The 11,522-nt window shown below is 56.4% G+C and carries 6 protein-coding genes; 2 read left to right on the forward strand and 4 right to left on the reverse strand.

The annotated features are described in order from the left end of the window. Nucleotides 1-380: 380 nt before the first annotated feature. A complete protein-coding gene (gene ubiG / locus AAH446_RS09615) occupies nt 381-1,109 on the reverse strand; it encodes a bifunctional 2-polyprenyl-6-hydroxyphenol methylase/3-demethylubiquinol 3-O-methyltransferase UbiG (protein ID WP_342906494.1) in 729 nt (242 codons plus the stop codon). Nucleotides 1,110-1,300: 191 nt separating this feature from the next. Between ubiG and gyrA the strand changes: the two genes are divergently transcribed. Together gyrA and rcsC are read left to right on the forward strand one after the other, a co-directional pair. Next, complete coding sequence (gene gyrA, locus AAH446_RS09620; protein WP_342906495.1) at nt 1,301-3,940, forward strand: DNA topoisomerase (ATP-hydrolyzing) subunit A; 2,640 nt, start codon at nt 1,301-1,303, stop codon at nt 3,938-3,940. Nucleotides 3,941-4,092: 152 nt separating this feature from the next. Continuing rightward, nucleotides 4,093-6,945: a two-component system sensor histidine kinase RcsC gene (rcsC, locus tag AAH446_RS09625; RefSeq protein WP_342906496.1), complete on the forward strand. Its 2,853-nt coding sequence runs from the start codon at nt 4,093-4,095 to the stop codon at nt 6,943-6,945. 48 nt (nt 6,946-6,993) lie between these two features. Here rcsC and rcsB read toward each other — a convergent pair whose 3' ends face one another. The 3 genes from rcsB to AAH446_RS09640 are packed head-to-tail and all read right to left on the reverse strand — an operon-like array spanning nt 6,994 to nt 11,482. Further along, nucleotides 6,994-7,644, reverse strand: coding sequence for a response regulator transcription factor RcsB (gene rcsB, locus AAH446_RS09630; protein ID WP_342906497.1), 651 nt, complete (start codon nt 7,642-7,644; stop codon nt 6,994-6,996). 1 nt (nt 7,645) lies between these two features. Then, on the reverse strand, nt 7,646-10,306 hold the full coding sequence (gene rcsD, locus AAH446_RS09635; RefSeq protein ID WP_342906498.1) for a phosphotransferase RcsD: 2,661 nt from the start codon (nt 10,304-10,306) through the stop codon (nt 7,646-7,648). Nucleotides 10,307-10,327: 21 nt separating this feature from the next. Further along, nucleotides 10,328-11,482: an MFS transporter gene (locus AAH446_RS09640; RefSeq protein WP_342906499.1), complete on the reverse strand. Its 1,155-nt coding sequence runs from the start codon at nt 11,480-11,482 to the stop codon at nt 10,328-10,330. Nucleotides 11,483-11,522: the final 40 nt, after the last annotated feature.

Below are 11,522 nucleotides of genomic sequence, written 5' to 3' on the forward strand. Positions count from 1 at the left end.
AAGCCTTGACGACGCGCGGATTTTAATGATCGGTGGCTGGCATATTTCCTAAGTCCACGTTTCTCAAGGCCCTGGCGCAATGTCAACAGGCTGATAAAAATTTAAGAAATATGATCAAGCGCGTTTTTCTTGTTCAGCCGCCAGCGAGTGCGGATTATTTTGCATAAAGTGTCGCCAGTCATGGAGCAGGCTTTCCCATTAGCGCCAGTTAGTGCCAGGTGGATAACTTCGTGAATGATGCTGGCCCGCAGCGCGCTTTTTGTCCAACAGGAAAACGTTATGACGTGGGGAATATTCTATATCTGAGTGATGACAGTCAGATTTACCCGGGCGTATCTCCAGGCACCGCGACGGCAAACGTCGTGGTGCCTGACAAAAGGTTACTCAACCGGGCGATGAGTATGCACCATATAGTTGACGTCAACGCCGGGTGCCAGCTTGAACTTGTTGGTCAACGGATTGTAGTGCAGGCCAATCATATGACGCTCACGCAGCGCGGCCTCGTCCACCCAGTTCAGCAGCTCTGCCGGGCGGATAAACTTTTTAATATCGTGGGTGCCGCGCGGCACCATGCGCAGCACATACTCAGCGCCGATCACGGCCATCAGCCAGGATTTACTGTTGCGGTTCAGCGTGGAAAAGAACACTTCGCCGCCCGGTTTCACCAGTTTTGCACAGGCGTGAACAACGGAGCGCGGGTCCGGCACGTGCTCCAGCATCTCCATACAGGTCACCACGTCATACTGACCGGCGAACTGTTCGGCGTGCTCTTCCACGGTCTGCTGGACATAATCGATTTTTACGCCGCTTTCCAGCGCGTGCAGGCGGGCAATTTGCAGCGGCTCCGCGCCCATATCCAGGCCGGTCACTTCCGCGCCCTCACGGGCCATGCTCTCCGCCAGGATGCCGCCGCCGCAGCCCACGTCGAGGACTTTTTTCCCAAACAGCCCCTCGCTGTACTGAGCGATATAACCGAGGCGTAGCGGGTTAATCCGGTGAAGCGGCTTAAACTCCCCTTCAAGATCCCACCAGCGGGAAGCCACGGCTTCAAATTTGGCGATTTCGCTCCGATCGACGTTGACCGTGGCGGCGTTATGTTCTGCCTTCATTACTCTCTTACTCCCTGCAAAGTTTGCAGCAAGTATACATCTTTCTGTGCAGAGATGGGCAGCGTTGCCCGCCGCGGCACGCGGAGCGGATTAAACCGGGCAAAAAGACGCTTTCCGTTCACCATCAGGCCTTAAGGTGATATACTTTCGCACCTTTGAATCCGGGTATAATGTAGAGGGATAGCGGCTCCATGAGCGACCTAGCCAGAGAAATCACACCGGTCAATATCGAGGAAGAGTTAAAGAACTCTTACCTGGATTATGCCATGTCGGTCATCGTTGGCCGTGCATTGCCAGACGTTCGGGACGGCCTCAAACCCGTGCACCGTCGCGTGCTCTATGCCATGAACGTATTGGGCAATGACTGGAATAAACCCTATAAAAAGTCCGCCCGTGTTGTCGGCGACGTAATCGGTAAATATCACCCGCATGGCGACACCGCCGTGTATGACACTATTGTTCGTATGGCGCAGCCTTTCTCGCTGCGCTATATGCTGGTCGATGGGCAGGGTAACTTCGGCTCCGTCGACGGCGACTCCGCGGCGGCGATGCGTTACACCGAAGTACGCATGTCCAAAATCGCCCATGAGCTGCTGGCGGATCTGGAAAAAGAGACCGTCGACTACGTGCCAAACTATGACGGCACGGAGCAGATCCCTGAAGTCATGCCGACCAAAATCCCGAACCTGCTGGTTAACGGTTCTTCGGGCATTGCCGTCGGGATGGCCACCAACATTCCTCCGCATAACCTGACGGAAGTGATTAACGGCTGCCTGGCCTATATCGAAGATGAGAACATCAGCATTGAAGGGCTGATGGAACACATCCCTGGCCCCGACTTCCCGACTGCCGCCATCATCAACGGCCGCCGTGGAATAGAGGAAGCCTACCGCACCGGCCGCGGCAAAATTTATATCCGCGCCCGTGGCGAAGTGGAAGTGGATGCCAAAACCGGCCGCGAAACGATCATCATTCACGAAATTCCCTATCAGGTGAACAAAGCGCGCCTGATTGAGAAAATGGCTGAGCTGGTGAAAGAGAAACGTCTGGAAGGCATCAGCGCGCTGCGTGATGAATCCGATAAAGACGGTATGCGTATCGTGGTTGAGGTTAAGCGCGATGCGGTTGGCGAAGTGGTGCTGAACAACCTCTACTCGCTGACGCAGCTGCAAACCTCCTTCGGCATCAATATGGTGGCGCTGCATCAGGGCCAGCCGAAAATTATGCCGCTGAAGGATATTCTTGAAGCCTTCGTGCGCCACCGCCGTGAAGTGGTGACGCGCCGGACCATCTTTGAGCTGCGCAAGGCGCGCGACCGCGCGCATATCCTTGAAGCGCTGGCTATCGCACTGGCTAACATCGATCCGATTATCGAGCTGATCCGCCGCGCGCCAAACCCGGCAGAAGCGAAAGCCGGGCTGGTTGCGCGCCCGTGGGCGCTGGGTAACGTATCTGCCATGCTGGAGCGTGCCGGTGACAACGCCGCGCGTCCGGAGTGGCTGGAAGATGAGTTCGGCATTCGCGATGGTCAGTACTACCTGACCGAGCAGCAGGCTCAGGCGATTCTGGATCTGCGCTTGCAGAAACTGACCGGCCTTGAGCATGAAAAGCTGCTGGATGAGTACAAAGAGCTGCTGGGGCAGATCGCTGAACTGCTGCGCATTCTGGAAAGCTCTGAGCGCCTGATGGAAGTGATCCGCGAAGAGCTGGAGCTGATCCGCGATCAGTTCGGCGACCAGCGCCGCACCGAAATCACCGCCAACAGCGCCGATATCAACATCGAGGATCTGATCAACCAGGAAGATGTGGTGGTCACCCTGTCGCATCAGGGCTATGTGAAGTATCAGCCGCTGTCGGATTATGAAGCGCAGCGTCGCGGCGGTAAGGGTAAGTCTGCCGCCCGCATCAAGGAAGAAGACTTTATCGATCGGCTGCTGGTTGCCAACACCCACGATACGATCCTCTGCTTCTCCAGCCGGGGCCGTCTCTACTGGATGAAGGTCTACCAGCTGCCGGAAGCGAGCCGCGGTGCGCGTGGCCGGCCTATCGTCAACCTGCTGCCGCTGGAAGCCAACGAACGCATCACCGCGATCCTGCCGGTGCGTGAATACGCCGAAGGCTGGAATATCTTTATGGCGACCGCCAGCGGCACCGTGAAGAAAACCGCCCTGACCGAGTTCAGCCGTCCACGCAGCGCCGGTATTATTGCCGTCAACCTGCGTGAAGATGACGAACTGATTGGCGTGGCGCTGACCAACGGCAACGACGAGGCGATGCTCTTCTCCGCCGCCGGTAAAGTGGTTCGCTTCGCCGAAAGCGCGGTGCGCGCCATGGGACGTACCGCTTCGGGCGTACGCGGTATCAAGCTGGCGGAAGGCGATCGCGTTGTGTCGCTGATTGTGCCGCGTGATGATGGTGCCATCCTGACCGTAACGCAGAACGGCTACGGTAAACGTACCGCGAACAGCGAGTACCCAACCAAGTCTCGTGCGACGCAGGGCGTAATCTCCATCAAAGTCACCGAGCGTAACGGGCCTGTGATTGGTGCCGTCCAGGTTGTCGACGGCGATCAGATCATGATGATCACCGATGCCGGTACGCTGGTACGTACCCGCGTCTCAGAAGTGAGCGTGGTCGGCCGAAATACGCAGGGGGTCATTCTGATCCGCACCGCAGAAGATGAGAACGTCGTCGGCTTGCAGCGCGTGGCAGAACCCGTAGAAGAAGAAGAGCTGGATGCCATTGACGGCAGCCTCGCGGAAGGGGATGAGGATATCGCCCCGGAAGTGGAGAGCGACGATGAGGCACCCGAAGGCGACGAAGAGGAGTAATCCTTAACGCCTTACTCTGGAAAGCCGGTTCACTGAACCGGCTTTTTTTATGCGCGCCGGAACCGGTGTTAACTGGCTTTTTATCCGTTCTGGCGGTAGTGTAGCGGGATCAAAAAATGTCAACCTGACACCGCTGCCACTATAGGTTTCGCTTGAAATATCTCGTCTCGTTCAGAACCACCTTAAGGATCTCCCGTTACCTTTTCCGGGCGCTGGCTCTTATGCTCTGGACGCTGGGCGCATTGCTGACCACGTTTTATATCATCAGCGTACTACACGAGAAAGAAAACCAGGTTCGTCAGGAGTTTAACGCCAACTTTGAGCAGGCGCAGTGGTATATCCGTCATTCCGCAGGCGTCTCCCGCGAGCTGAAATATATTGCGGAGAATCGCCTTAACGCCTCCGCAAACGGCCTGGATGTGCTGAACGGCCTTTTCCCCGGCAAAATTACGCTGCCGCAGTTCTATCCGCTCTACGCCGACTCGGACTGTGGCGTGATGAGCAATAACTGGCGCAGTTCGCTGGAATCGCTGAGCTACTTCCTCCATTACTGGAAAGAAAACTTCTCTTCCGCCTACGAGCTGAACCGCGTTTTCTTCGTCGGCGGTGAGAGCCTCTGCCTGGCTGACTTTGGCGTGGGCAATACTTCGGCTGACCGCGAGCGTGCGCTGAAGTCGCTGCATGAACGTATTCTGAAGTACCGTAACGGCAATGAGGAGCAGCGGAAAAATAATCTCTTCTGGCTGGCCCCTTCCAGCCAGCCGGGCGTGGGATATTATTATATGGTGACGCCGGTCCACGTTGCCGGCAAGATGGCCGCGCTGCTGGGCGTGGAGCAAACCATCCGGGTAGAAGATTTCCTGACGCCGGGCAGTTTTCCGGTCAGCGCAACGCTGGTGGATGAAAATAACCGTCGCGTCATGTCCTCACCGCGCGTCGGCCCGCGCATCGCCCTGGACGATCTGCCGGATAAAGCGTCCTGGTTCGGCTATGCCAATGGCTATAAGCGGCTGGTGCTGAAAAAGAACCTGGCGCCATCATCCCTGTCGGTGATCTACTCGGTCGAGACCAATGAGATGGTTGAGAAGCTGAAAACGCTTATCATCAACGCCATCCTGCTCAACCTGATCAGCGCCTTCGGGCTCTTCACGCTCGCCTGGCAGTTTGAACGCCGGATGTTCTTACCGGCGGAGGATAACGCGCACCGCCTGGAGGAACACGAACAGTTCAACCGCAAGATTGTCGCCTCGGCGCCGGTCGGGATCTGTATTCTCCGCACCAGCGACGGTACCAATATTCTCAGCAACGAGCTGGCCCACAACTACCTCAGCATGCTGACCCAGGAAGATCGGCAGCGGCTGACGGAAATTATTTGCGGGCAGCAGGTCAATTTCGTCGATGTCCTGACCGGCAGCAACACCAACCTGCAAATCAGCTTTGTTCACTCGCGCTACCGCAATGAGAACGTGGCGATTTGCGTGCTGGTCGATGTGTCGGCGCGCGTCAAGATGGAAGAGTCGCTTCATGAAATGGCGCAGGCGGCCGAACAGGCCAGCCAGTCGAAGTCGATGTTCCTGGCGACCGTCAGTCACGAGCTGCGCACGCCGCTGTACGGCATTATTGGTAACCTCGACCTGCTGCAAACCAAGGTGCTGCCGAAAGGGGTCGATTCGCTGGTCACGGCGATGAACAACTCCTCCAGCCTGCTGCTGAAAATCATCAGCGACATCCTCGACTTTTCGAAAATCGAGTCGGAGCAGCTGCGCATCGAACCCCGCGAATTTTCGCCAAGGGAAGTGATTACCCATATTGCCTCGAACTACCTTGCGATGGTGGTAAAAAAACGCCTTACCCTCTGGGTGTTTATCGACAGCGACGTCCCGGTCACGCTGGATGGCGATCCGCTGCGCCTGCAGCAGGTCATCTCCAATCTGCTCAACAACGCGATTAAATTTACCCATACCGGCGGGATCGTTCTGCAAGCCTTTGTCAAAGACGGCTATCTGGCTTTCCGGGTACGCGATACCGGCGTCGGCATCCCCTCCAGAGAAATTACCCGCCTGTTCGATCCCTTTTTCCAGGTTGGCACCGGCGTCCAGCGTAATTTCCAGGGCACCGGCCTGGGGCTGGCGATCTGCGAAAAGCTGATCAATATGATGGACGGCGATATTGAGGTGGATTCAGAGCCAGGCATGGGCAGCCAGTTTATCGTGCGTATTCCTCTTTATAACAGCAAGGTGATGACGCCCGTGCTGCATGACGGGCTTCAGGGCAGACGCTGCTGGCTGGAGGTACGAAACGAGGCGCTGGCCGCGTTCCTGGAAAGGCTGCTGCGCGAGCACGGCGTTGAGGTAGAGCGCCTGGGCGAGGGCGGTAGCAGCGCTGAGGATATAATCGTGACCGACTACGATTTCCAGACGGATCTTCCGCTGCGGGCGATCATCCGCTTCGATGGCAGTCACAACGACGGCCCGCAGGAGATTGCCGCCGGTCGCTGGGTCTACGGCACCACCACGCCGCATGAGCTTCCGGCGCTGCTCGGACGCATCTATCGCGTGGAAGTGGCGATGCCCGACGCTTCGCCTCTTCTGCCCGTCGCGGATGAGCAGAGCATCAGTAATGAAGATATTCTGATCCTGGTGGTGGACGATCACCCCATCAACCGGATGCTGCTGTCCGATCAGCTCGGTTCGCTCGGCTACCGGGTGAAAACCGCACAGGATGGCGTGGATGCGCTGAGCGTCCTCAGCCGCAGCGACATTGATATTGTGCTGACCGACGTGAATATGCCTAATATGGACGGCTACCGGCTGACCCAGCGTCTGCGGCAGCTCGGCCTGACGTTCCCGGTTGTCGGCGTGACGGCCAATGCGCTGGCAGAGGAGAAGCAGCGCTGTATGGAAGCGGGAATGGATAACTGCCTGTCGAAACCGGTCACGCTGGATACGTTGCGAAAAACCCTGGCTACCTATGCGGAGCGGGTGAGAAAGAGCAGGGAAGGGTAAAAAAAAGGGCGGATATCGCTATCCGCCCTTCAGATCGCTAGTGACCTGTCACTCTCTGTCTACCGGTGTGGTGCTGACGGAGGAGAGGTAGTTCAGCAGCGCAATATCGTTTTCCACGCCCAGTTTCATCATCGCTGACTTCTTCTGGCTACTGATGGTTTTGATGCTGCGGTTAAGCTTCTTGGCGATTTCAGTCACCAGGAAACCTTCGGCAAACAGGCGAAGAACCTCGCTCTCTTTTGGAGAAAGACGTTTGTCGCCGTAGCCGCCCGCGCTGATTTTCTCCAGCAGTTTGGCCACGCTGTCCGGCGTATACTTCTTCCCTTTTTGCAGGGCAGCCAGCGCTTTCGGCAGGTCGGTTGGTGCGCCCTGCTTCAGCACGATCCCTTCGATATCGAGATCCAGCACCGCGCTGAGGATCGCCGGGTTATTGTTCATGGTCAGAACAATGATCGACAGATCCGGGTAGTGACGTTTGATATATTTGATCAGCGTAATGCCGTCACCGTATTTCTCACCGGGCATCGACAGGTCGGTGATCAAAACGTTGGCATCAAGCTTGGACAAGCTGTTGATTAAGGCTGTGGAATCTTCGAACTCACCAACTACATTAACCCATTCAATCTGTTCAAGTGACTTGCGAATACCGAACAGTACAATCGGGTGGTCATCGGCAATAATTACGTTCATGTTGTTCATATTATTGGTTACCTTGCTGCAGCAGATCGTTGACGTAGTGGTCAATCTCACTGGTGGTATTTTTAATGTTTGAATCGTCACACTCTGTAATGTGCTGTTCTAACGTTTCACAAAGCTGCTTGCCCGGTGTCAAATTGAGCATGGCAAACACGCCTTTCAGGCGATGTGCAGTCTGAGCAAGCGAACTCCAGTCCCTTTCCGCCGCCTCATTATACAATCTCTTTACATCATCTGGTACTGTATCGACGAAGAGCTGGAAGTATCCTGGTGCGAAAAGCTGAACCGCCCCCTGGTCTTCCTCCCACTCCGTCCCGGACTCATCCTCGGCAAGCTGTAGCTCAATCAGCTGCAGCAGCGCGTCCTGCATGGCGCTGCTGATATTGAAGTTCACCTTCAGCTGATTGTGCGAAAGCGAACTGAAGCCCACTTCATCATCCACAAGCAGAAGCGCCCACGGCGTCAGGCGCGTCGGATCGTCAGTGATCAGGAGATCGTGATCCTGACCCGAGAAGCGTTCATCCGGGGTAATACAGCTCGCGCCCCAGTTTTCAAGCTGATGAACCACGATTTTTCGGACGTCATCCACCGTGATCTCAATCAGCGCCGTCAGGCCTTCCAGCAGTTTTTCTTCCTGTACCTGCTGGTTCTCTTCAGGCGCGTGGACCTCAATACTGTAGCGCGTACCAATATCAGGACGCGCCACAATAGAAAGATGGCCTCCCAGCTGTTTACACAGCTGTTTGCAGAGGAAAAACGCCAGGCCGGAAGCCTGGCCGAACCGATCCTGGCTGGTTTCGCCGAGGAAAGGAAAATCGTTATTGCCCATCTCATCCACGGTCAGGCCAGCGCCGGTATCAATAATTTCAATACTCAGACGATCGGGAAGATCGGCCGGATGAGCGATTTCAATGCTGATCCGCCCCCAGGTGGTACTGGTGATGGAGTAGTGCAGCAGCGTTGACAGGATTTTATAGAGCGCACGCCGATCGCCGAAGCGAACTTCATCTACGTTCAGCCGGTTGCTGACCACCAGCTTCAACCCTTTACGCCGCAGGGAAGGGAGCGCCTCCAGCACCAGTTCGTCGAGCAGCGCCTGCAAATTAAACGCGCCGGCGTCCGGCGCCCAGTCGTGGGTTTCCAGCCGATTAAGCAGAACGATGTCATCGACAAGCCGGCTGAGCGCATGGGTCTCTTCCAGCGCGGACGCAATTTCCTCACCGGGCTGGTCAGCGCTTAATGCTTCAAGCTGCGTTATCACCTTCGTCAGCGGAGCGTTCAGCGCATGCCCCAGATTCTGCAACAGCTGCTGCCGCGTCTGGTGGTTTTTATCCAGCACCTGCTGCGCTTTCTGCAGCTTTTTATTCACCAGCAGTTCGCGGTCCTGATCGCGCATCATAAACAGCTGCGTGTTAGGAGAGAGCGCGCTGCGGGCGTGGCGGATTTCATAAACTTCATTGTTAACCGTGGCCTGCAAGATGCCCTGATGCTGATCGGACATATTGATGATTTTTTGCAGGTTGAGATGCGGCAGCAGATGCTCGGCAATTTTGTTGCTGATAAGCGTACGATTATTGGCAAAATCATAGACCAGCAGGCCGACCGGCAGGCTGCCAACGATCTCTTCATTCAGCATTCTTAGCGAGTCCAGTTCGGCGCTCTGGTTTTCGCTCGGGCGCAATGATTGCTGACGCAGCAGGAACAGCCCACTCAGCGAGAGCAGCAGCAGCGCAAGATTCGCCAGCAGCGGCCACAGCAGATTATGCAACGTATCGCCAATCAGGCCCATCAGCGGCACCCGATAGGTCAGCTGAAGCGGCGTGCTGGTCAACGAGGCGGCAATCTCAACGTACTTATTGCCCAGCGTAACTTTACTGTTATGCCCAGTGTCGCTGTCTGTGGCGTCGCTGACGGGCACCACCGCGTCCTGCTTCAGCTGGAAATTTTCCAGCGGCATATTCAATGGGATCAAGTCGTTAATAGGCAGATCGAAAGCAACCACCGTCGCCAGATGTCCCGGCTGATTGAAGGTGGTACGTACCGTAAAATAGTGATCGTTTTGCCAGCTAAAACGGCGCAGGGGAGAGAAGCTCTCGCGCTCATCAAGTGCGTTGGCCTGCTGGAGCATCTCTGCCCGCCGTGCTTCAACGATAGTGCTGATGGTGCTCTCTTTATAGCGGGTTGCCATATCCTTCAGCGGCAGGGTGGAAACCAGGATCATGCTGTTATCCTGACCGTTAAGAAAATACATTGACCAGGTGCTGTTCTCCGCGCCCCAAAGCGTATCGAGATAGTTGGACATGCGCAGCGTCATATCAAGCGTGCTGCTGTCATGGGAGCCAAAAATGAGCGCCTCGGTTTTACGTCGCGTTTTCTCAAGATAGTAAACGTCCGGACGCAGCCTGGTTTCCTGAAGGCTGTTAGGCGGCGTGCCTGCCGCGCTGGCCGCCAGATTTTCATAAATCTGCCAGGTGGCAAACCGGTAGGTATCAATACGCTTTTGCATCGCATGGGTAATATCTTCCATGGCGTAGCGCTTGCCCTTCAGCCAGGCGTTCACCGAGTTATGGATCATAAACCCGGAGGCCAGCAGCAGCACAAGAATAAATATCGCGAAAAAGCGCGTGACATTGCCTGACGTAAGCGGAAATTTGTATGGCAACATAAGCGTAGCGTGATACCCCAGTTAACGTGTGATTGGCCGGGCGCTGGCGGCCACGACTAACAGCAGGATGGCAATAAGGCTAAAGGCCGTCGCCAGACTGGACCACTGTGAAATAAAGCCAATCAGCGCCGGGCCTGCCAGAATACCTGCATAACCCAGGGTTGTCATGGAAGAAATCGCCAGATTCACCGGCATCGCCGTCTGCTTTCCTGCGGCGCTGAACATGATAGGCACGGCGTTTGATCCGCCCAGCCCTACCAGCACAAAACCGGCCAGCGCGGCAGTGCTGCCCGGCACCAGTACAGCCAGCATCAGTCCACCTGCAGCGCACAGCGAGCCGCAACAAAGCGTGGCGGTGCGGCCAAAGAAACTGACAATGCGATCGCCGTTCAGTCTGCCAAGTGTCATCGCGACGGAAAAGAGCACGTAGCCCAGTCCCGCCTGCGAAGGGGGCAGGCCCCGGCTCTCGGTCAGAAACAGCGCTCCCCAATCCAGAATTGCCCCCTCCGACAGAAACAGAATAAAGCACAGCAGGCCCAGAAAAAGCACCCAACCGCGCGGCACCACAAAGAGAGGAGCGTCCGGCTGATGCAGTCGCTGATTCAGCAGATGACGCTGACAGAATATCCAGAGCAGCAGCACCATCGCCGCCACCATGCCCACGGCCGCCAGCGGGGAAAAACCGGCCACAAGGCAGAGGCTGACCATGCCTGCACCGGCAATTCCGCCCACGCTGTAAAAACCGTGAAAGCCGGACATCATCACGCGCCCGGAGGCTTTTTCGACCTCCACAGCCTGTATATTCATCGCGACATCCACCAGGCCAATTGCCGCCCCGAACATCATCAGCGCCAGCGCAAGGCCAACCGGCGTGGAAAGGGTTGCCAGAAGCGGCAGTGCTATCAGAACGAATAGCGCGCCAGAGGTAATTACCCGGCGACAGCCAAAGCGGCCAACCAGTATACCGGTCAGCGGCATCGCGATAAGCGAGCCCAGTCCGGGGAAGAGCAGCAGTGTCCCCAGCGTACCTTCATTCAGCACCGCCCGCGCTTTGGCATAGGGAACCAGAGGTGCCCACGCGGCCATAGCTATCCCGGCAATAAAAAAGACCGTACGGGTGGCCCGCTGCGTGGCAACTGAGCTGGGATTGGCAAGTGGAGCATCCAGTGTGGTCATTGTCTCTCTGTAAGCCTGTAACAATCGGCGCTACTTTTTA

Source organism: Erwinia psychrophila, assembly GCF_039023475.1.
In the GTDB taxonomy this organism is placed as follows: Bacteria; Pseudomonadota; Gammaproteobacteria; order Enterobacterales; family Enterobacteriaceae; genus Erwinia.

Bases quoted from the DNA above. Each gene is read 5' to 3' on its own strand.
- rcsD (WP_342906498.1), bottom strand. From the start codon at position 10,306: ATGTTGCCATACAAATTTCCGCTTACGTCAGGCAATGTCACGCGCTTT.
- gyrA (WP_342906495.1), top strand. From the start codon at position 1,301: ATGAGCGACCTAGCCAGAGAAATCACACCGGTCAATATCGAGGAAGAG.
- ubiG (WP_342906494.1), bottom strand. From the start codon at position 1,109: ATGAAGGCAGAACATAACGCCGCCACGGTCAACGTCGATCGGAGCGAA.
- rcsB (WP_342906497.1), bottom strand. From the start codon at position 7,644: ATGAACAACATGAACGTAATTATTGCCGATGACCACCCGATTGTACTG.
- AAH446_RS09640 (WP_342906499.1), bottom strand. From the start codon at position 11,482: ATGACCACACTGGATGCTCCACTTGCCAATCCCAGCTCAGTTGCCACG.